This window comes from Lysobacter sp. TAB13, assembly GCF_052113885.1.
Lineage (GTDB): Bacteria > Pseudomonadota > Gammaproteobacteria > Xanthomonadales > Xanthomonadaceae > Lysobacter > Lysobacter gummosus.
Map to the genome: position 1 here is coordinate 70,274 of NZ_JBFRDR010000002.1, position 20,637 is coordinate 90,910.

Here is a 20,637-nt window from a genome sequence, read left to right on the forward strand (position 1 = left end):
TGCTCTAGCCTACTCGCCGGCTTACAGCTTGGGTACCACGGCCAGGGTCAGGCGCGAGACGCACACCAGCGCGCCGATTTCGTCCTCGATTCGGATCTCCCACACCTGGGTGCTGCCGCCGACGTGGATCGGCCGCGCCGTGCCGGTGACCGTGCCGCTGCGCACGCCGCGGACGTGATTGGCGTTGATCTCGATGCCGACGCAGATCTTGCCCTCGGGGCAGCACAGATTGCCGGCGCTGCTGCCCAGGGTTTCGGCGAGCAGGACCGAGGCGCCGCCGTGCAGCAGGCCGTAGGGCTGATGGGTGCGGGCGTCCACCGGCATCGTGCCGCGGACGTAGTCCGGGCCGATCTGGGTGAAGACGATGCCGAGTTGTTCGATCGAGGTGTTGCGCGAATACCGGTTGAGGTCATCGACGGTATCGGCGCTGCGGAAGATGGACTTGGCGACGGGCGTCGCGGCCTCGGGGCGGGTCGGGTCGGATGCGTTCATCGCTTCACGATAGCGGCGATGCAGCGGCCGGACCAGCCGGGGGCGTGGGAAACCAGGCGTCGGGACCGCCGTTGCGGCGGAAGGGCCTGATCGGTGCAGCGTTACGGCCGGGTGTGCGGTGTGCGGGTACGGCGGGACGGGCGGGGTCTGGCCGGGAACGCCGGGCGTTTCAAAAAGCCCGGAACGGCGCGCAGGGGAAACAGGGAGCTATGCGCGCCGGTCCGGGTCGGAAAGCGAAACGGTCGGTGTTCACGACGGACGGCCGGTCCATGTACGGCAATCCGGGATCAAGCGAAGCGGAAGCGCGGCTGGACCCAGTTGCTGGTGTAGCTGCGGTTGCTGGCGTAGCCGCTGCTGTTGCCGTAGCCGACGCCGAAGTCGCGCTGGCGGTGCTGGTGACGGACCGGGGCGGCGTTGACGGTGGTGGCCGGAGCCGAATTCGGGGTGGTGGTGACGGTGCGGGTGGTCAGAGCGTTCATGGCGGGTGTCCTGTGTCGTGGGGTTGTAGTGCTTCGGTGTGTTGGTAATCTACAACACCTAGGTAGAACTTGATATGTGCTGGAAGTCATATCCCCCTTTAGTCATGCCCTGGAGCTTCCGGGGCTGGCTGGGCGGTGGGGCGCACCGTCCGGGTTCACGAATAGAGATGAGCCGGGGGCGCCGAGGGTTGCAATCGCGTACCCATGACTGACGACCTACAGGGCGGGGCGGGTGTGGCCGGGACGCGAGAAGGTCCCGAGGACGCTGATTTGTGGCGACGAGGCCTACGCGACGCTTTTCGGACGAATCTGAGTCGGGACATCCGTGCGATCGGACGTTTCAACACTCGAGACGATGAGCTCCATCGGTATACGGTAGCCACACGGCCCTTGAATTGAATATCGCAATGAAGCTAACGATGCTCCGCGGAAGTTGTCGCGCTGTCTTTCTCTTTACCGTCCTGGTCACGGCGATTGGATGCGATCGCGGCGACCGTGAATCGACGCGGTCCACCGTCATGAGCCAGTCCCCAAGCGCTCCCAGGAAAGGCGCCCCGCAAGAGCCTGAGATTGTCGCGAACCAAGCGCAAACCGTGACAAGGACTATTGCTGACAGGCGGCGTTATGCCGACACGTACTCGATGCTGGCGGAACAGGCAGAGTCCGGAAACGCGATGGCCGCTTTTCAGTTGTATGAGGACGTCTTGCGATGTTCATCGATTCAGGCGCGCAAGGAGTCCTTGGAAGATCTCGCTGCCGTATCCAGGGACAAAGTCCTGGAAGCGAACGTGGTTCGAGAACTGGCGCAAGATCGCGCGGTATGCGCCGGACTGAGCAAGAATCAGCTCGCATCGAAAGAATACTGGGTCACGAAGGCCGCGCGCTTGGGACATGTCGGTGCGCAAGTCGCCTACTTCTCTGTCGCCACGGAGAAATTCGATACACCGCAGAAAGTGGTCGCTAACGCCGAGGAATTCGCGCGGATCAAGTCCGAAGCATTGGTGCATTTGACATCAGCGGCCTCGCGGGGCGATCGCACGGCGCTGTTCAACCTTGCCAACACTTACCAGGAAGGGACCTTGGCCAAGCGCGATCCGGTAAAGGCGTATGCGTACATGCGTGCTTTGCAACAGCGCGGTGGTGTCGAGGTGTCGGCGAAGTATTTGGATCTGTGGGGTCGTGAGCTTACGGCCGAACAGATAAGGAGCGCGGAAGCCATGTCGGCTGGCGCAGTCAACAGGAGCAGTAGTAGATGAAGTCCAGATGGGTTGCAGGGTTGGCCGGAATAGTCGGGATAGGGGTGGCGATCGCTTCGCACTACGGAACGTTTATCTGTTCGTCGGGTTGCACGTTGAACGGACCCACGCCTGACCCGGATACGGTCGTATTTATTCAGTCGACGGTGAATCAAAAAGTCAATCAATGGAAAGCCAAGGATACGGTCACCATTTGCAATGCGACCGCTTGTTCGACGTATTTGATGACGTCGGTTTTCGGAGGAGTCGCAGGCATGCAGCAGATCGCCAAGACGCCGCGAGGTAGTGGCGGTAGTGGCAGTGGATCAGGCGGCGAAGGTGGCGGTGGAGGCGGCAGCGGCGGCAGTTGGTCCGGCGTCGGCGGCGGAGGTTGCGAGGGCGAGTGCGAGGGCAAGGTCATCGTTGGAACAGAGAAACCGATTCAGCCCTGATCCGGATCGCCAGTAGCGGAAAATTTCAGATGAGAACGCCCCGTGTCGAGCGGGGCGTGCTGTTTTTCGGCGATGGTCTGGATGGTTGTTTTCTAATGGTGGGACCAACCCGCAGAGCGGGCACCTCAAAGAATCGGCGCCAACCCCGCCCCGAATGCGGTGAACATCCGCGTCGTCAGGCTCTTCACCCCGAGGTTGACCTCGGGAAAGTCGCCGACCGGTTTGTAGCAGGCGCGAAAGCCGGGGTCGGTGCGGTACAGAGGCGACGGGCAGTCCGGGCCGGGCACGAATTCGTAGCTGGTGGCGTAGCGCACCGGCCACAGGTCGAAGATCGGCAGGTGCTCGGAAATCTTCGCGATCGAATACTCCAGCCCGGAGAAGATCGGCGGTTTGTCGCGGCGCGCGATCACCCACGAGTTGGCCGGGGCGATGTCGCGGCGGATGCTCGCGGCCAGGGCCTGGGCGAATACGGGATCGTCGATCACCACCGCGCTTTCGGTGTTGTAGTGATCGCCGCGCGGATCGAAGTTGTGCGTGCCGATCACGCCGATGCGTTCGTCGATCACCATCGACTTGGCGTGCATGCCGATGCGCACGCCGGCGCGCTTGAGCGGCACCGGTTCGTTGGTGCGGCGGCGCGCGTAGCGCATCGCCGCGTACTCGCGCGCCAGCGGCTGCCGGTAGCGCTGGCGATAGAGCACGCTGCTGCGGTCGAGTTCGCGGCGCGGGATTCGGGATTCGGTCAATCCGGCGCCCTGGAACGATTCGGGCTCGCCGCGGCCGTCGCGCTCGGCCAGCCCGTCCAGGCCCAGGTCGGGCAGCTTGGCGCCGGTGGCGGCGATATCGATCGGCGCGTCGGCCGGGAACGGCTTGTACTCGTAGATGTTGAAACCGAACTCGCGCAGATAGCGGCGCTTGTACTTGTACGACAGCGCGTAGGCGATGAAGGCGTCGGTGGCGGCGAGGCTGTTGGTGGACACGATCACGCGCGGCCGGTCGGGACGGTCGTGCAGGCTGCGGAACAATTGCTGCGCGGATTTGGACAGCACCAGGTACGGCGTCTGCAGGATCACTTCTTCTTTCGAATGGGTGATCAGGCTGCGCAGCGAATCGGAGGCCAGGGCGTTGGCGTCGCTGTTCTCGCGGTGCTTGTTGGGGGTGTCGGAGATGTAGCGCACCGCACCGACTTCGATCGCGTGCGAGACCAGGCGTTCGTTGATCTGCGCTTCGTCGGCGGCATCATCGCGCATGGCCTGGGCGCGCTGCGGGCGTTCGAATTCGGTCTTCGGCAGCACCGGCACGCCGCCGTCGATCAGGCGCTTGCCCACATCGGCCAGGCGCTCCACCGGCACGCTGCGGCGATCGCTCCAGAACACTTCGAAGTCGGTGCCCATGATGTCGGCGACGGGGCCGGCGACCAGCACGTCGCGATCGCGGAAGTTGTACTGGTCGTCCCAGTCGTAATAGTCGTCCTGGTAATTGCGGCCGCCGGAAATGCCGACCCGGTTGTCGGCCAGCAGCAGCTTGGTGTGCATGCGCTGGTTGAGCCGGCGCCAGCAGCAGGCCGCGGCCAGCACGTACTGCGGGTAGTTGATGCGGGCGCGGTGCAGCACCGGGTTGTACAGCTTGACCTCAAAATTGGCGTGGGCGCCCGACAGCGCGGCCAGGGTGTCGATGTGGCGCATCGCCGCCAGCTGGTCGAGCAGCAGGCGCACGCGCACGCCGCGGCGCGCGGCGGCCAGGACTTCGTCCAGCACCAGCTTGCCGGCGTCGTCCTCGTCGAAGATGTAGGTCTGCAGGTCCAGGCTGTGGGTGGCGCTGCGGATCAGGTTGATGCGCGCCAGCAGGGCGTCGGGGCCGCGGTCGAGGATCAGCGCGTAGTGGCGCGGACGCTCGGGCGTGGACTGCGCCATCGCCTTGCGCCCCAGCTCGTACAGCGGGGAAGGCTGGGCGCAGGCGTTCTCGCCCTGGCAGTCGATCTGCTGCGAACGCGCGGCGGCGGCGATCGCGCTGGCGCGGTCGCGCTGGGCCGGGCTCAGCGAGGCGCAGGCCGACAGGGACAGGGCGAGCAGGGCCGCGAGGCCGCGCAACACGGGGTTCAACAGGGTGGCTCCTTAACGCGTCGGGACCCTGGACGGAAAGGGTTCCGGAGTCCTGGGCGGCGCGGGTTTCGACGGGATCAGCTTATTTTGCGCGGATTGCAGGCGTACCTGCATGGTGAAGCGTACCCGGTCGCCGAGCGCGAGTTGCCAGCCGTCGAGGTTGTAGTCCTCGCGGCTGACGCTGCCGTGAGCGATCGCGTCGCAGTCTTCGCCCGGTTTGGCGCAGGCCGCCGGGGCCAGGACGAAGCTTTCGATGCGGCTCACCCCGTGCAGGGTCAGCCGTCCGCGCAGCACGCCGCCGGTGCGGGCCAGGTCGGCCGGGTGCGGTTCGGACAGGAATTCGATGAAGGGATAGCTGGGGGCGTTGAAGAAGCGCTCGCCGCGGGCCATGCGCGCGTAGCGCTCGGACTCGCCGACCACGACCGAGGCGGTGGCCAGGCGGATGCGGACCTGATGGCGGCCGTCGGCCAGGAGGGTGAGTTCGCCGTCGTAGCGCGGGAACTCGCCGGCGATGCGCTGGCCCCAGCGGGTGCGCAGTTCGAAGCTGAAACGGGTGTGTTCCGGATCGAAGCCCTGCTGCACCGGCTTGGGCTCCGGCGGCCTGGCGTCGGTGGCGCGGAACTCGGCGGCACGCGGCTCCGACGGCCGCGGCGCCCAGGCGCGCGTTTCGGCCGGGGACGACTGCTGGACACCGGCCTGGGCGATAAGCCCGACCGACATCAGGGCCAGGCCGGCCCCGATGCAGCGGATCACGGCGATTCGACCGTGCCGCCGCCGCAAGCGCGGCGGCGACCGGTTCACGGCCACCAAAACTCGCTGAGCTGAGCGACGCCCGGTTCCAACGCGGTGCCGGCCGGCACGCTGAGGACGGCGACGCCGCCCGGCGGTATGCCGCGGTAATCGCCCGACTGGCCGCTGTGCAGCAGCGCGGCCAGGCGTTCCAGGCCGGGGTTGTGGCCGACCAGCATCAGCCGCTCGACCTCGATGTGGGTGTCGGCCAGGCTGATCAGGGTGCCCGGGGTGGCGTCGTAGATCGACGGCTCGATGCGCTGTTCGACATAGCCGATGGCGCCGAGCACCGCTTCCAGGGTCTCGCGCGTGCGCCGCGAGGGCGAGCACAGCACGCAGTCGGGGATCAGTTTTTTCTCCGCCAGCCAGCGGCCGGCGGCTTCGGCTTCGGCCAGACCTTCGGCGGACAGCGGCCGGTCGAGGTCGGCCTGGCTTTGGCCCGCGGGTTCAGCGTGGGCGTGGCGGAGCAGGATCAATTCGCGCATGAGTCAGAGCCAGAACGAGTGATGAGGGGAGTGCGCGAACGCAAGGTAGAGGATGCCTGTCGAGGGGGCGGATGGGTAGCGGGGGCGAGGGGCGGGCTCGCCGGCCGGCCGGCAGCGCGGCCATGGCAATGCCCCGGCCGGCGCACGGCGCGCGCGGGCGCGCGGCGCGGACGGGTCCGGTCGCGTTGCACGGCGGCGTCTATCGGCCCGGCCTCACTTCTTGTTGAGCCACTTCAGCAGCGGCTGCCAGTCGGCCTGGTGCTCGCGGATCTGTTGCGAGTGGTAGTCGAACAGGCTCTTGCCTAGCGCGGTCATGACCACATAGGCCTGGCTGTCGCGGATCTGCCCGACCACCGGATACGGCCATTCGCCGAGCAGCTCCAGCGCCTGCTGCGAGGCGTTGGTCCAAGGCTTGAGCTTGTTGCCGATCAGGCCAACCCGCAGTTGCCCGCGCCGCACCCGCGGGTGCTGGGCCAGCGAATCCAGGAAGGGCACGGTGGCTTCGATGTCCAGGGTCGAGGGCTGCACCGGCACCACCACCGCGTCGGCGAACTCGAGGAAGTTTTCCAGGTCGTCGGCCATCGCCCCGGCCGGGGCGTCGATGATCGCGCGCTGGGCGTCCTCGGGCAGGTTCTTGCGCCAGGCCTTGCGGCGGGTGCCGTCCAGCGCCAGCACCGCGCTTTCCAGGACCGAGCGGCGCTGCGCCCAACGGGTCGAAGAGCCTTGTGGGTCGGCGTCGATCAAGGCCGTGCGCAGGCCTTCCAGAGCCGCTTGTGCGGCGAGGTGGGTGGCGATCGTGGTCTTCCCGACGCCCCCCTTGGAACTGGCCACCAGCACGGTCTTCATGCGAGCTCCCTCCGGATGGAAAGCGCAGCCTACACCGGGGATGTGGAGCGGGTCATCACGGCTGTGCGGGCGGTGGCCGGTCGATGTAGCGGCCGGTGAGGACCAGCGAGCGCGGCAGAGGAGATTCCGGCAGCCAGCCGGGCGGCGGACGGTCCAGGCCGGCCGCTTTCAGACGCTCGTCGAACACGGCGACTTCGCCCACCCGCCAGACCCGGGGCAGATCGCGGATCAGGTTGGGGCGTTGTTGCAGGTGCGCGCTCTGCCAATAGTGGGTACGCAGTCGTTCGCGCCAGGCCGCGCCGTCGGCAGACTGGGCGGTCAGCTGGGCCATGATCGCCAAGCCGAACATCTGGCCGATGATCGTGTCCGAATCGGCCATCCGCGTGGCGATTGCGGCGCAGGCCGCGCGGAGTTCGGCATCGGTGCCGGCGGGGGCGGCCGCGGCCGTGCGGCAGCGGCGCTGGAAGGCCAGCGGCGAAGGCAGCGGGAAGGCCCAGCCGGCCAGCGCCATGCGCGCATCCTGCAGATTCGCGTCCGCGAGCAGGCCGTCGGAATTCAGGACCGCGCGCGCCGGCTCGTCCAACGCCGGCAATTCCAGTTCGCCGAGCGCGCGCATCGTCTCGGCCGCGTTGCGGCCATAACGGATGTCGTAGCGCCGGGCCTTTGCAGCGAGCAACAAGGCGGTATCGATTCCGGCTTGATCGCCACGGGCGGCGGCCGTATCGGCGCTCATCAGCCACACGGCGGCGTTGTCGGCGTCGCTGCGCTGCAGATGAGCCAGGGCCAGGGTGGGATCGCACTGGATTCCGGGCATGGGTTCGGCGTGCGCGCAGATCGCCGCCTCGTACCAGAACGCGGTGTCGTCGCCCGGCGCTGCCAGGGCCTGGGCGCGGCGCAGGGCCCGTTCGCGTTCTTGGTGCACCCCGGACGGCGGCGCGGTGTAGTAGCCGTCCAGCAAAGGCTGCAGGCGGACGATATCGAGCTGGCTGATCGCGTCGTCGCGTTGCGCCAGCGCCGCCAGCCGGTCGCGCAGCGCGCGCTGGTAGGCCTGGTTCCACTTCGGCGCGGCGTCCGACAGCGAGAGTGGGAACAACAGCGATGCGTCCTTGGACGCAGGCGCAGCCGCGGCGGGTTCGGTGCGATCGCAGGCGCCGGCATTCAACGCGATCGCCAGCGCGGCGAGCATCCACATGGAACGGCGGCGCGGTCGGGGCGTCGTTTCGGGCGTCATGGCGAACTCGATGCGGCGGCGGTGCGACGCCGCGGTCCGCGCAGCATACCCGCGCTTGTTCGCGCTAGGCCCGGGCCGGATCGCGGCGTGGCGACGGATGCGCGCGTATCAGCCCCGTCTGCCAGTGACCGCTATACGGGCGTTCGCGCCGGACAGGACCGTTGGCGGGGCTTCGGCTCAGGCAGACGGCGTGGGCGGGGCGGAGCGCTGCAACGAGATTCCATACAGTTCGAGCACCCGCGTGCCGTCGCGGCTCCTGATATCGCAATCGGCGCCGTTGGCCGCCAGCAACTCGGCCATTTCCTGGTATCCCGGCTTGCGGTCGCTGATGGCGAAGGCCAACGGCGTGCTGCCGTTGCGATCGCGCGCATCGATCAGGGCGCCGGCGTCGATCAGGGCCTTCGCCGCGTCGAGATGCTTATGCAGCGCCGCATAGTGAAGCGCGGTCATGTTCCTGCGATCCGGCCGGTCGAGATCGACGCGGCGATCGATCAGGAAGCCGACCATGCCGAGGTCGTTTCCAATCACGGCCCGCTGCAGGATCGGGCTGTCGTCCCTGGCGTCGAGCGAATTCACATCGGCGCCGTCGGCGATGAGGGCCCGCATCGCCGCGAAATCGTCGATGACGAAGGCGGCCTGCATCTCGCGGTGGAATTTGTCGTGCATAGGCAATGGCCCGCGCCTGTCAGTCCGATGGGATCGTAAGGTACCCGGCTGGATCTGCGCATTCGGCCGCGTCGGCCCGGTGGCATTCAGGGGCGTCGTCGTCGAAGGCGCGCTCAGCCCACCGCCACCTGCGCCCACAACGGCAAGGTCAGCAACGACAGCAGCAGGCCATAGCCGACCATCGCCGCGGCCAGCCGCGGCGCCAGTTGATGCGCGATCGCCAATGCGCCGGCGGTGACCATCGGTGGCATCGCCGCTTCCAGCACGGTCGCACGGGCCATTTCGCCGTGCAGCCCCAGCCACGGCACCAGCACCCAGGCCAGCGCCGGCATCAGCGCCAGTTTCAGGCCCAGCCCGGCGATCAGCGGTTTGAGTTCCTCGCGCGGCAAGGCCAGTTTCACCGACAGGCCGATGGTCAGCATCGCCAGCGGCAGCAGCGCGTCGGACAGGCGCTGCAGGCCGCCGGCGATCCAGCTCGGCGGCTGCTCGGGCATCACGCTGAAGCCGATCAGCAGCGCCCACAGCGGCGGAAACTTCAACACCCGCAGCACCATCGCCCGCGCGCCGGGCGGGGCGTCGCCGCCGTAACGCGCCAGCACCCACAGGCCGAAGGTGGACAGGATCAGGAACGCGCCGAACTGGTCGTAGACCACCGCGTAGGGCAGCGCGTGTTCGCCGATCAGCGCGCGGGTCAGCGGATAGCCCAGAAAGCTGGTGTTGCCCAGGGCGACGGTGAGCAGCAGCACGGCGTGTTCGTCGCGGCGCAGGCCGAGCACGCGCGCCAGCGCGCCGACCAGCAGCACGGTCGCGCCCAGCAGCAGCCACGGCACCGCCGCCACGCCCAGCAGCGCCGGCTCCAGATGCAGGCGCGGCGCATAGCGCAGCACCGCCGCCGGCAGGCAGACGTACAGCACGACCAGATTCAGCGTCTGCGCGGCGTTGTCGGGCAGCGCGCGCAGCCGCTGGAACAGGTAACCCAGCGCCAGCATCGCCAGCACCAGGGCAAAAGCGTCGAAAGCCATCGCGGACCGACTCCGCGCGCCGCAGCGGCGCGATGCGGCCATGGTCGCGGTTGCCCGGCCCGGGCTCAACCCGGCTTTCGGCTTACCTGTGATGCCGCGGTATCGGCCGCCGCGGCCGCTTCGGCGCGCCGGATCCAGCCCGCGAGTGCCGGAGGGCGCCGGGCCGTATCATGTCGCGTCCACGGAAGACCCTGTCCCATGAGCGACCTGCAAGACCTGACCGCGCTGATCCGTTCCAACACCCCGCTGATCGTGATCGAGACTCGCGACGAGGCGCGCGTGCTCGAACTGTTCCGCCAGGCGCTGATGAACGTGTGGCGCGCGCTGTACCGCTGGTCGATCACCGAGGGCCTGCGCCGGGTCGATCTGGACCGCGAGGAAGAAACCGACGTCGCCCCGGACATCTCCACCACCTTGCAGGCGATCCGCGACGCCGATCAGCGTGGCATCTACCTGCTGTTCGACGCTCATCCCTATCTGGGCTACGCCAGCACTCAGCGTCAGCTGCGCGAAATCGCCCAGCGCCGCGATTGCGAGCCGCACGTGCTGGTGCTGATCGGCCACAAGCTGGAACTGCCGCCGGACCTGGATTCGCTGGCGGTGCGCTACACGCCCAGCCTGCCCGACGCCAACGCGCTGCTGAAACTGGTGCGCGAGGAAGCGGAAAACTATGCGCGCGAAAACGGCGGCCGCCGGGTCGAGGTCGATGGCGAAGCGGTCAAGCAGATCGTGCGCAACCTGCGCGGGATCGATCCGGTCGATGCGCGCCGCATCGCTCGCCATCTGATCTTCCGCGACGGCGCGCTCAACGCCGACGACCTGCCCGAGCTGGCCAAGCTGAAGTTCGAGCTGCTCAACCGCTCCGGCCACCTGCATTACGAATACGACGCCGCGCGCATGAGCGATGTCGCCGGCGCGCGCCGGCTCAAGCGCTGGGTCGAACAACGCCGCGCCGTGTTCGTCAGCGGCGAGGCGCCGCCCGGGCTCGATCCGCCCAAGGGCATGCTGCTGCTGGGCGTGCAGGGCTGCGGCAAGTCGATGCTGGCCAAGGCGGTCGCGGCCGGTTTCGGCGTGCCGCTGGTGCGGCTGGACTTCGGCACGCTGTACGACAAATTCCACGGCGAAACCGAAAAGAACCTGCGCGCGGCGCTGGCCTCGGCCGAGCAGTTGTCGCCGGCGGTGCTGTGGATCGACGAAATCGAAAAAGGCCTGGCCGGCGACAGCGGCGAAGGCGACGGCGGGGTGTCGCGGCGCGTACTCGGCTATCTGCTGACCTGGATGGCCGAACGCAAGTCGCGCCTGTTCCTGGTCGCCACCGCCAACCAGATCGACGCTTTGCCGCCGGAGCTGCTGCGCAAGGGCCGCTTCGACGAAATCTTCTTCGTCGATCTGCCGGTGGCCGAGGTGCGCGCGGAGTTGTTCGCGATCCATTTGCGGCGGCGCTCGCTGAGCGCGGACTCCTTCGATCTGCCGGCCTTGGCCGCGGCCAGCGACGGATTCTCCGGCGCCGAGATCGAGCAGGCCATCGTCGCGGCGATGTACGCCGCCCACGCCGCCGGCGCGCCGCTGTCGGACTTCCAATTGCGCGCCGAACTCAAGCAAACCCGGCCGCTGTCGGTGCTGATGGCCGAGCAGGTCGAATCCTTGCGCGAGTGGGCGCGCGGCCGCACGGTGTCGGCCGACTGAAGCGCAGGCTTCAGACGATTTCCGCGAACAGGCTTTCGAAGACCGTCGCCGGCAGCCCGTCGAGTTGCGTGCTGCAGCCGGGAGCGGCGAGGTGGAAGCAGGCGTGCTCGACCTCGGTCCATCCTTTGTCGATCAGCACCGCTTTGGCCTTGTCCGTCCATGCCTGGATGCGTTCGGGCAGCCGCTCCTGGGCGATGGGGTGATTGACGTCGCCGCGGTCGGTCATGCCCCACTGGCGATCGAAACAATAGACGGCGAACAACGGCGCCTTGGACGACAGATAGAAGCGCACGTCGAATTCATACGGTTGTTTTTGCAGCCCGACCTTGTCCTTCAAGGTGCATGCCAGCGATTGAGCCGGGTTGTAGTTCATGTCCTGGTCCAGACGAAACACAGTCCGCAGCCGCGCCTGGAGGACTTGCTTCAATTCGATGACGGCAGCGGAAAAATCGCGGCTGTGATCGATCGGGTTAGGCAACGCGTCGAGTATGAAATCGGGCAGCGAGGTCATTCTGGCTATCGAGGGGCCGGGGCCGTGCAAGCGGGTACGCCGGCCGTTGCGTAAGGGCTGGATTCGGCCGTCGCTTCGGGGCCGACGCGGCCGCAGGGGAGGGAGCATACGCTCAGGCGTCCGCCGCCGCGGCTTGCAGCGCTCGCGGTTTGCGCAGCACCACGCGCAAGGCCGGAGCGCACAGCAGGTACATGGCGGCGCCGACGATCCAGACCCAGCCGTCCCAATGCCGGGCGCCGGCGACGTAGATCGCACCGAACAACAGCGGGCCGATCACCGCGGCCAGGCTGGCCAGACTCGCCAGCACGCCTTGCAACGCGCCTTGGCGATCGGCGTGGGTTTCCGCGCTGGCCATCGATTGCAGCGCCGGCGCGCCGATGCCGCCGGCCGCGGCCAGCAACAAGCCGGGCGCGGCGATCCAGCCGCGCTGGGCGAAGGCGAACACCACATAGCCGGCGGCATCGGCCACCATGCCGGCGAGCAAGGTCCGCGGCGGACCGAGCAGGCGGGTGGCGCGGCCGGTGACCACGGCCTGGAAGAGCGCATGCAAGATCCCGAACGCGGCCATCGACAGGCCCACCGCGGTCGCGTTCCAGCCGAAGCGGTTGCTGCCGTACAACGCCCACAGCGTTCCCGGCACTTGTCCGGCCAACTGCATCGCCACATAGATCCACAGCAGCGGCGACAGCGACGGCAAGCGCGCCAGCTCGCGCAAGGTGGTCCACGGCACCAGTTCGCGCCAGACGATGGCCGGGCTGCGCCGCCGCTCCGGTTCGGGCAGCACGAACCACGCCAGGGCGAAATTGACCGTCGCCAACGCCGCCGCGGCCACGAACGGCGCGCGCGGCCACATCGCGCCGAGCACACCGCCGAGCACCGGACCGGCGATGAAGCCCAGGCCGCCGCAGGCGCCCATCAGGCCGAAGCGCTGGGCGCGTTGGGATTCGTCCGAGATGTCGGCGATGTAGGCGCCGGCGACCGAAGCGCTGGCGCCGCTGATGCCCGACACCACCCGGCCCAGATACAACAACGACAGCCACGGCGCGCACGCCATCAGCAGGTAATCCAGGGCGCCGCCGGCCAGCGACACCAGCAGCACCGGGCGCCGGCCGAAGCGGTCGCTCAGCGCGCCCAGGGCCGGCGCGCAGATGAACTGCATCAGCGCATACAAGGCGGTCAACGCGCCCACGTGCAGGGCGAGGCGGCCCTGTACGCCGAAGGATTTCAGCAGTTGCGGCAGGATCGGCGCGATCAGGCCGACGCCGACGGCGTCCAGCGTGACCGTGGCCAGGATGAGAACGAAGGCGAAGGAGGTAGGGCGGTTCACGGCGGTCTCTCTATCAGTGATAGATTTCGGGATGGATGCTAATCTATCGGCGATAGAGAGAGCAAGCCCCGGAGCGTCCGCATGAAACTTCAACGCCAGACCGTTATCGCCGCCGGGCTGAAGCTGCTGAACGAGGTCGGCATGGACGGGCTCACCACCCGCCGCTTGGCCGACGCGCTCGGCGTGCAGCAGCCCAGCCTGTACTGGCACTTCAAGAGCAAGCGCGAGCTGCTCGACGCCCTGGCCAAGGCGATGCTGGACAAGCACCGGCGGGCGGACCGCGCCGCCTGCGCCGACTGGCGCGATTGGATGGCGCGCGAATCGCGCGAGTTCCGCCGCACGCTGCTGGCGTATCGCGACGGCGCGCGCGTGCACGTGGGCACCCGCCCGGAGCTCAGCGACTACGCCGACGGCGAAGCCGAAGTCGGCTATCTGCTCGACGCCGGTTTCACCCCGCAGGACGCCGTGCGCGCGATGATTTCGCTCAGTTACTACACCGTGGGCTGCGTGCTGGAAGAACAAGCCGCAACCGAGGCCGGCCGCGGCCCAGGCCAGGCCTTGCCGACGCCGGATCCGCAGTTGTATCCCCTGCTCACGCAGGCGCAGTCGGTGTTGAGCCAGAACGATCCGGACACCGATTACGAATTCGGCCTGCGCGCGCTCATCGACGGCTTCGACGCCTTGCTCGCGCGTTCGCGCGGCTGAGCAGGCGAAGAGGCGGCGCGCAAGCGCTCGGGGCCAAAGCCGCCGCGGCGAATTTCAGGCGCGGTCGGACGCGCGCGCGCTCTGGAAACAAGCGCCTGGGAATTTCGCCGCGCTGCGGGCGCTGCGCATCTTCATCCGTCGGTTTCGCCCGCAGCGGTCGTTAGCGCCGCCCGCGCGGAGCGGGCGCGCCGCGCGCCGTATCGGCCGGCGGCTCGCATCGAACATTCCCATCGCATCCGGGCGCGCATCGCGACGCGAGCGAAAACACATCGCCGCTTCCATCCGGCGTTCGCCGACAGACTGAGGTGCGCGCCGAGCGCGCGAACAGTTCGGTAAAAAAACCACGATAAATGCGAGCGTTCGGCCAACGATGTGCCGAGCGATGTATCGCTGCGTGCCAATAAAACTCGTGCGACGCCGTATCGATTCGTGGAGTTTTTCCGGCTTGGCAAGAGGCCGTCTGTTTGGCAACACTATGCCCACTGAGAGTTGGCAGGATGCCAAACGGAACGAGCATAAGGATTGGTGCATGAAGTACGTGGTCGCAGACGACCAGCCCGCGATGGCGATGCTGGTCGAGCGGTTGTTGAAGAGTGCGCGTGGAGCCATCGCCGACGAGATTCACGCGGTGCGATCCAGCGAGCGGTTGTTCGACGTCCTGATCGCAACGGAGGCCAGAGCAGACATCGTGATAGTCGATCCGGCGATCGCTGGCTTGAAACGCATCGCGCTGCTGCGCGCGCTGCGGCAGTGCTGCCCGCCGGCCAGGCTCATCGTCTACGCCAGCGACGACAGCCCGTTCCTGGCGGCGCGGGTCATCGCCGAAGGCGTCAGCGGCTACGTGCTGAAGACCAGTCCGACGCGATTCCTGCTGCAGGCGATCCAGCAGGCGCGGGCCGGCGACACCTTCTGCGATCCGCGCATCGACTTCGGCCGCGCCGACGCCGATCCGTGGTCGTCGCTGACGCCGAAGCAGCAGCGCGTATGCGTGTCGATCCTGCGCCACGGATCGATCGGCCGGATCGCCGAACGCGAAGGCAAGACCTACGACACGATCTGGACCCACTGGTCGAAGGCGAAGAAGGCGCTCGGCATCCGCCACGAAGCCGAGTTGGCGAAGTGCTTCTACGAAAAAGGGCTGATGCATCTGTTGGACGACTGAACGACAGGCCGATGTCGGCCGTACCTTCAACACGACACGGAGTCGAACATGAGGAATCGCAGCAGGGTGAATCGTCGCTCCATCAGGGAGGCTGCAATCACCGCCATCGCCTTGGGCGTTCTCACGAGCCATCAAGCCAGCGCACAGATGATCGTCAAGGACCCGTTCGGTCTCATGGCGAAGTTGAAGCAGATGAGCGAAGACTCTGTCGAATACGGCAAACAGAGCAAGCGCTGGCAGGAAACGGCGAGCCAGTATCAGAAGACCGTGACCCATTACCAGCAACAGTTGATCCGACTGCAGCGGCTGAACTTTGGGCAGTCGCGCATGGAAGACAGCTTCCCGCCGCGCCCGGCCGACTACGGTATGGAGGACATGTGTCCGGGAAGGGGCGAAGGCATCAAGGGACAGTTGACGACCGTGTTTCAGCAAGCCGCGCCCAAGCTTGGCGGGAACGTTATCGGCGAGCAGCAATCCATCTGTCAGCGCATGGTCCATGCGGAAAACATGAAGTACAACGAGTCGGTGCAGATGTTGCGCAGGCTCATGCGGCGAAACCAGGAATTCGCGCAGATCGAGAGCCAGCGCGACAGCGTCAACGGCAGCCAGGGCGCGCTAGCCGCTAACGACAACGAGGCCTATCGGTTCGTCGCGCGAAATCAGCTGGACCTCGATTACTGGCAGGCGCGCATGAAGGCCTACGAGGACTACATCGAGTCGCTCAAACGGGACCAGGCTCGCTTGGCCAAACGCGCCCTGGAGGGAAACAAAACCGGAATCGGCGGGCAGGTCATTCAGGCCATTGCCATCAAGGCAGCGCTCGGCAACTGACGTGCCAGCCGACGCCCACGCCTGCCCTTTCCAGAACGGATTCAAACCATGACTTTCAGCCGCATGTCGGACTTGCTGTCCCCTTCAAGCCAGGCGGGACTCGGCGAATACGCGATCTTTCGCATCATCAACGACTACTTGACTCGCCAAATCGACGACATCGGCTTCGCCATGATGGAGAGGACGATGTCATGGGCGGCCAGCATCGCGGGAACGCTCGTCGTGCTGTGGATCATGATCATGGGTTACCGCATGGTCACGGGGCAGTCGAACGGCACCTTGAGGAGCCTGTTGGTTGGATCTCTACGGAACGTGCTGATCATTACAGCCGCAACCACAATGTCCTTCGGCGGTACCAATCTGACTCAACTGTTTACGCAAGATATGGACCGGACCGTGCATGGCCTGTTTTCCGGGCATGAGAACCAGACCACCGCCGATGCCATCGACAAGAATCTCGGGTACTTGCAAGTCGCGCTTACGGCGATAGATGCAGTGCAAGTTTCAAAAGACGATCCGACCCTGCAAGCTCAGAAGACCCGTGCACTTTTGTTCGCCGGATTCGGGCTGGCCGGGCCCGCCATGGTTGCCGGCGTGCTGTACCTCACATTCAAATGCACGACGGCCTTCTCCATGGCCCTGGGGCCCATATTCATCCTGTGTTTGATGTTCGACCAGACAAAGGGCCATTTCGTGAAATGGCTGAACTACACGATAGGGACGATTTTCTCGATGGGATGCCTGAGCGTGATGTCAGGCGTGATTCTGGAACTCGTCGCGCGCATCGCGGCTGGCCTATGGGTGGCGAAGCTGGCTTCGATAGTGGGTATCGAGGTCGAGGGCATCAGCAGTCAAGCCCTGCAACAAGGGGGCGTCGGGTTGCTGGCGACAGCGCTGCTGATCACAGTTCCCCAATCGCTAGCCAACTTCTTCCAGGGGCAACTCGGCAGTTTCATGCACTTCTCTGCGTTCTCAGGCGGCGCGGGTGGCGGTGGCGGTTCGCCGGGGCCGCAAGGGCAACCTCCAGGTTCTTACTCACCGACGGCCCGCAACGATAGCCACCAGTCAGACAAGTCCTACGCACCGACCAGGGCGGCTAGTGCCGCATACAACCACAGCAATCGAATTACCGGGGCGCCGCCGGTACATGAGCAGCGCATCAAGTCTGCTGACGAAGCGAAGAGGGATTAATGCCATGAAAAAGGTAGTGCTCTCACTTGCCGTGCTGGTTGCTGTTCCAACTGGCCCGTCAAGGGCGGAAGGTGGATGCCCCGCGGGACAAATCCCCTACAGCGGTACATCGCTGGCTTCTTGCGGTCCGATTCAAGGGGGGAGCACTCCTGCATCCCCTGGCCCTTCATGGGCAAGCAGGTGGGGAGCCATTGCTACCGATGACGCCGGCGCATTTGGCATTGTTGCCCAGCTCGACAGCAAGTCCGCAGCCAAGGCTCAAGCGCTTAAGGAATGCCGCGACCGCAGCGCCAAGAATAAATGCCGTCTGTCTTTTGCATACAAAAACCAGTGCGCCGTGGTGGTGGCGTCGCGCACGGAATCATTCTCCGAAAGTGCAGCAACGATCGAGGAAGCATTGGAAAGCGCGAGTCAAGCGTGCAGCAAAAGCGGCGAAAGCGAATGCTGGATTTATTACAGTGGGTGCAGCCTTCCTGTTCGAGTTCGTTGAACATATCAAGAAAAGTCATCGCAATGAGTATCAAACGGCATCAAGCAGCTCTGCACGCCATGTCCATGGGGTGCCTGGGAGGCTTCTGCTGGGAGTCTCTAAAAGCGCTGAAGACAGTCCCGGACCATGTGGGAAGCGGGCTGTATTCGCGTGCGAAGTACGGAACATTGCTGGGCTTCGTCAGTCAGAGCGCGGCCCTCTTGGCCGTACCATTAGGGCCGCTTGCGCTGCTTTTCCCGATGTTGTGGGTTGGCCCCTTCGGAAAGGGCGCGCGCTCGCTGTTCACCGCGCGATACGCATCCAGAACTCGTTCTTTTGTTATTAGCTTCAGAGCGTCGAGTCCAAGCACAGGCGCCGTCTGGCTTTGAGCCGGTGCCGGCAGGCGAGATGCGACGTTCGGAACCCAGCCCTTCAACCAGCGCCATACGAATCGAGTCAATCGCAGATGAAGCCGAACGCGCCCCATGCTGTCCTCGCACTCATCGCAATGGCGGTGATGCTAACCGGCTGCTCCAACGCGGTCATGGACCCGAAGTACGAGCGCAATCCCAACCCGCGCCAGAAGTACGTCGTCACCGCAAAGATCGAGGGGGCGCCAGGACCGTTCAAGGACGCCTCGGCCGACATCCGTTACAAGGTGGGCCCCACTCAGGAATGCATGCCCGATGCTGAGCCATTCTCAGGCACATTCCCTACCCCGAGCAGTTTCGATGTCGTCCCGCCATTGCGCAGGATTTCAGAAGCCGAGTACCGGTTCGATGTGTATCTGGATGCAGTTGCCGAAAGAGATTACTTCGGGAAGGGCGTGTGCACTTGGGAAATCGAGAGTGTCAACTTGACATTGAAGCCGACCAACAATCCCAAAGAGCAGAAGTTCGTCGCACACATAGGCCATTCGGAGGTTATCGATCAACTGCCCATTTCCCTGTATGTCCGGCGTGATTCTTATGGCACCCAGCCCTCTGACCCCGTATTTGCATTCGAGTCAGCCCTCAAGAAAGAGCAATTTAGGACAAGGTACAAAACCGAGCCAACTAACACCTTCATCATCATGCTAGAGGCCAAGGAACAGGGTCATGACGATTAGTAGCCAGCAATACGCAGAGTTGTCCGAAGTTGCTTATGATCCGCCACCGTTTAGCAAGGATGGTAAGCGCAACATCGACATCGGCGGCGTTACATTCAACGTACTAGAGGTAGCGGACAACAAGTCATCTGGCTACCAAGGCGTGATGATTCAGCGTGAGGACACTGGCGAAATCGTCGTCGCTCACCGTGGTACCGAATTCGCGCGCGAGTTCATCGACGACGTGTTGCGTGCGGACGGCGGTATGGTGGGGCGGCGTGCCAACCAGCAGGCCGAAGACGCGATTGAATTTACGCGTAGAGCCATGGACAAAGCAGAAGCCAAAGGCCTTCCTCCTGTCACGGTTACGGGCCACTCCCTCGGCGGCTGCCTGGCCCAGGTCACCGCCGCCAAGCTGGGCCTGCAAGGCGAGACCTTCAACGCCTACGGCGCGGCCGACCTGAACATGCGCATCCCCGAAGGCGGCCATCAAGTCGTCAACCACGTCATGGCCGCCGACTTCGTCAGTTCCGGCAGCCACCACTTCGGCGAGGTGCGGGTGTACGCGAGCCGGCACGACATCAATACGCTGTCGGTCGCGGGCTACGCCAACAACGATGCGCGCCTCACCGATGAGCGAAACCTGCCGATGGCCTTGGCGTCTGGCGCGCTGTCGCACAGCTTGCACAATTTCCGCGATACAGGGCCAGGGCAGACGAAGGACATCTCGGTGTTGCGTGATCCCGAAGCCCGAGTCAATGCCTATCGCTTTGAACCCATGATCGACAAGTTCCGTGGCGACATTTGGGCCACGCGGGAAGGCGCATCGATCGGGTCGGCCGTCCTGCGTGGACCGATGGGCATCGCCGAAGAGATCGGGCGGCGCCTGCCCGAGAAGGCGACCGAAAGCCCGTTCAAGGACGCGCACGGTGCAGTGCCTGCGCCGGAGAACCGTGTACCCGATCCGCGCCATCCCGACCATCCGAACCATTCGATGCACAGCACCCTCGACGCGGGTGTCGGGCGTGTCTTCGCCGAACAGGGACGTCCGCTGGATGCGACCGCCGAGCGCACCACGGCAGCGCTGCTGGTGAGTTCGCGACTGGCGGGGCTGGAGCAGATCAACCATGTGGTTCCGGGCCGCAACACGCCGGCCGGAACCGATGTCTTCGCGGTACAGGGCGAGCTGCACGATCCGGCGCACAAACGTGCTCATGTGAACACCGTGATCGCCGCGCAGATTCCCGTCGAAGTGTCTTTCCAAAAGCTGGCGGCGGCTGAGCAACGGGCGGCTTTGGTTCAAGAGCAAAGCCAGGAACAAACCCGAAGCCAAGCGCCCCACACCGTCTAAGTTTCCTCTCCAGCCCGGCCTCGGCCGCACCGCCCTGCAAGGGACGGCCAGGAGCGCTTCGTGTTCCGATTTCATTCCTGGCTGTGCATGACGCCACTGCGACGGAACTGGCTGCGCCGATTATTTCCGCCACGCGCTCGGTATGAGTCCGCTCGAGCCGTGGCTCAGCGCACGCGCTTCACGTACACCCACGCCTGCCGGCCCGACGCCAACGCCGCTTCGACGCGCTCGTAGTCGTCCACCTCGTAATCGTCGGCGCGGGCGAGTTCTTCGGCGCTGATGGCGAACACCGTGCCGTCCACGCGATCGTTCGCGTCGCCGCTGGCTTCGACGATGGGGTGGTAGGCCTCGCCGCTGGTCGCGACCACTTGCGGGTCGTCGATCTTGACCATCGTGCGGCGATAGCCGACCAAGGCGTCGGCCTCGCCCTGCAAGGCGCGGCCGAAGGTGGCTTGCTGCACCGACGGCAATTGCAGGGTGCCGTAGGAAAACAGGCGGACGACGAAGCTGTCGCTCAT

General features: G+C 65.7%; 22 protein-coding genes. 10 read left to right on the plus strand and 12 right to left on the minus strand.

The features are described from left to right. Positions 1-21: 21 nt before the first annotated feature. A complete protein-coding gene (locus AB4Y92_RS03090; protein ID WP_441818317.1) occupies positions 22-492 on the minus strand; it encodes a hotdog fold thioesterase in 471 nt (156 codons plus the stop codon). Between the two features lie 287 nt (positions 493-779). Further along, a complete protein-coding gene (locus AB4Y92_RS03095; RefSeq protein ID WP_057941148.1) occupies positions 780-971 on the minus strand; it encodes a hypothetical protein in 192 nt (63 codons plus the stop codon). Positions 972-1,378: 407 nt separating this feature from the next. Between AB4Y92_RS03095 and AB4Y92_RS03100 the strand changes: the two genes are divergently transcribed. Both AB4Y92_RS03100 and AB4Y92_RS03105 read left to right on the plus strand, forming a co-directional pair. Next, a complete protein-coding gene (locus tag AB4Y92_RS03100; protein WP_441818318.1) occupies positions 1,379-2,227 on the plus strand; it encodes a hypothetical protein in 849 nt (282 codons plus the stop codon). Further along, entirely contained in the window at positions 2,224-2,658 is a 435-nt protein-coding gene (locus AB4Y92_RS03105; protein WP_441818319.1) for a hypothetical protein, read from the plus strand. The genes AB4Y92_RS03100 and AB4Y92_RS03105 overlap by 4 nt, the downstream gene beginning before the upstream one ends. A gap of 125 nt (positions 2,659-2,783) precedes the next feature. Here AB4Y92_RS03105 and AB4Y92_RS03110 read toward each other — a convergent pair whose 3' ends face one another. From AB4Y92_RS03110 to AB4Y92_RS03140, 7 genes are all read right to left on the minus strand, one after another. Continuing rightward, entirely contained in the window at positions 2,784-4,760 is a 1,977-nt protein-coding gene (locus AB4Y92_RS03110) for a phospholipase D family protein (protein WP_441818320.1), read from the minus strand. A 12-nt stretch (positions 4,761-4,772) separates the two neighbouring features. Continuing rightward, positions 4,773-5,513, minus strand: a complete 741-nt coding sequence (locus AB4Y92_RS03115) for a YceI family protein (RefSeq protein WP_441818321.1) — start codon at positions 5,511-5,513, stop codon at positions 4,773-4,775. Positions 5,514-5,557: 44 nt separating this feature from the next. After that, complete coding sequence (locus tag AB4Y92_RS03120; protein ID WP_057941152.1) at positions 5,558-6,034, minus strand: SixA phosphatase family protein; 477 nt, start codon at positions 6,032-6,034, stop codon at positions 5,558-5,560. A 213-nt stretch (positions 6,035-6,247) separates the two neighbouring features. Then, positions 6,248-6,880 carry a nucleotide-binding protein gene (locus AB4Y92_RS03125; protein WP_441818322.1) on the minus strand — a complete coding sequence of 211 codons (633 nt, stop codon included), beginning with the start codon at positions 6,878-6,880 and terminating at the stop codon, positions 6,248-6,250. 55 nt (positions 6,881-6,935) lie between these two features. Further along, positions 6,936-8,111, minus strand: a complete 1,176-nt coding sequence (locus AB4Y92_RS03130) for a hypothetical protein (RefSeq protein ID WP_441818323.1) — start codon at positions 8,109-8,111, stop codon at positions 6,936-6,938. 177 nt (positions 8,112-8,288) lie between these two features. Beyond that, entirely contained in the window at positions 8,289-8,777 is a 489-nt protein-coding gene (locus tag AB4Y92_RS03135; protein WP_441818324.1) for an ankyrin repeat domain-containing protein, read from the minus strand. 113 nt (positions 8,778-8,890) lie between these two features. After that, positions 8,891-9,799 (minus strand): AEC family transporter, encoded by a 909-nt coding sequence (locus AB4Y92_RS03140; RefSeq protein ID WP_441818325.1) that lies wholly within the window; start codon positions 9,797-9,799, stop codon positions 8,891-8,893. 198 nt (positions 9,800-9,997) lie between these two features. On the opposite strand from AB4Y92_RS03140, the gene AB4Y92_RS03145 reads away from it, so the two are divergent. After that, positions 9,998-11,485: an AAA family ATPase gene (locus tag AB4Y92_RS03145; RefSeq protein ID WP_441818326.1), complete on the plus strand. Its 1,488-nt coding sequence runs from the start codon at positions 9,998-10,000 to the stop codon at positions 11,483-11,485. 10 nt (positions 11,486-11,495) lie between these two features. On the opposite strand, the gene AB4Y92_RS03150 is transcribed toward AB4Y92_RS03145, so the two are convergent. Both AB4Y92_RS03150 and tet read right to left on the minus strand, forming a co-directional pair. Next, positions 11,496-12,026, minus strand: coding sequence for a hypothetical protein (locus AB4Y92_RS03150; protein WP_441818327.1), 531 nt, complete (start codon positions 12,024-12,026; stop codon positions 11,496-11,498). A gap of 82 nt (positions 12,027-12,108) precedes the next feature. Continuing rightward, on the minus strand, positions 12,109-13,323 hold the full coding sequence (tet, locus tag AB4Y92_RS03155) for a Tet(A)/Tet(B)/Tet(C) family tetracycline efflux MFS transporter (RefSeq protein WP_441818328.1): 1,215 nt from the start codon (positions 13,321-13,323) through the stop codon (positions 12,109-12,111). 81 nt (positions 13,324-13,404) lie between these two features. Between tet and AB4Y92_RS03160 the strand changes: the two genes are divergently transcribed. From AB4Y92_RS03160 to AB4Y92_RS03190, 7 genes are all read left to right on the plus strand, one after another. After that, positions 13,405-14,028 (plus strand): TetR/AcrR family transcriptional regulator C-terminal domain-containing protein, encoded by a 624-nt coding sequence (locus tag AB4Y92_RS03160; RefSeq protein ID WP_441818329.1) that lies wholly within the window; start codon positions 13,405-13,407, stop codon positions 14,026-14,028. Positions 14,029-14,557: 529 nt separating this feature from the next. Continuing rightward, entirely contained in the window at positions 14,558-15,190 is a 633-nt protein-coding gene (locus tag AB4Y92_RS03165) for a response regulator (RefSeq protein WP_441818330.1), read from the plus strand. Between the two features lie 48 nt (positions 15,191-15,238). Then, positions 15,239-16,021 carry a hypothetical protein gene (locus AB4Y92_RS03170; protein ID WP_441818331.1) on the plus strand — a complete coding sequence of 261 codons (783 nt, stop codon included), beginning with the start codon at positions 15,239-15,241 and terminating at the stop codon, positions 16,019-16,021. 48 nt (positions 16,022-16,069) lie between these two features. Continuing rightward, complete coding sequence (locus AB4Y92_RS03175) at positions 16,070-17,212, plus strand: type IV secretion system protein (protein WP_441818332.1); 1,143 nt, start codon at positions 16,070-16,072, stop codon at positions 17,210-17,212. A 4-nt stretch (positions 17,213-17,216) separates the two neighbouring features. Beyond that, positions 17,217-17,702, plus strand: a complete 486-nt coding sequence (locus AB4Y92_RS03180) for a DUF4189 domain-containing protein (RefSeq protein ID WP_441818333.1) — start codon at positions 17,217-17,219, stop codon at positions 17,700-17,702. A gap of 445 nt (positions 17,703-18,147) precedes the next feature. After that, a complete protein-coding gene (locus AB4Y92_RS03185) occupies positions 18,148-18,789 on the plus strand; it encodes a hypothetical protein (protein ID WP_441818334.1) in 642 nt (213 codons plus the stop codon). Next, positions 18,779-20,119 carry an XVIPCD domain-containing protein gene (locus AB4Y92_RS03190; protein WP_441818335.1) on the plus strand — a complete coding sequence of 447 codons (1,341 nt, stop codon included), beginning with the start codon at positions 18,779-18,781 and terminating at the stop codon, positions 20,117-20,119. The genes AB4Y92_RS03185 and AB4Y92_RS03190 overlap by 11 nt, the downstream gene beginning before the upstream one ends. A 164-nt stretch (positions 20,120-20,283) precedes the next feature. Here the strand turns inward: AB4Y92_RS03190 and AB4Y92_RS03195 are convergent, their stop codons facing one another. Then, positions 20,284-20,637: a gamma-glutamylcyclotransferase family protein gene (locus AB4Y92_RS03195; protein ID WP_215057791.1), complete on the minus strand. Its 354-nt coding sequence runs from the start codon at positions 20,635-20,637 to the stop codon at positions 20,284-20,286.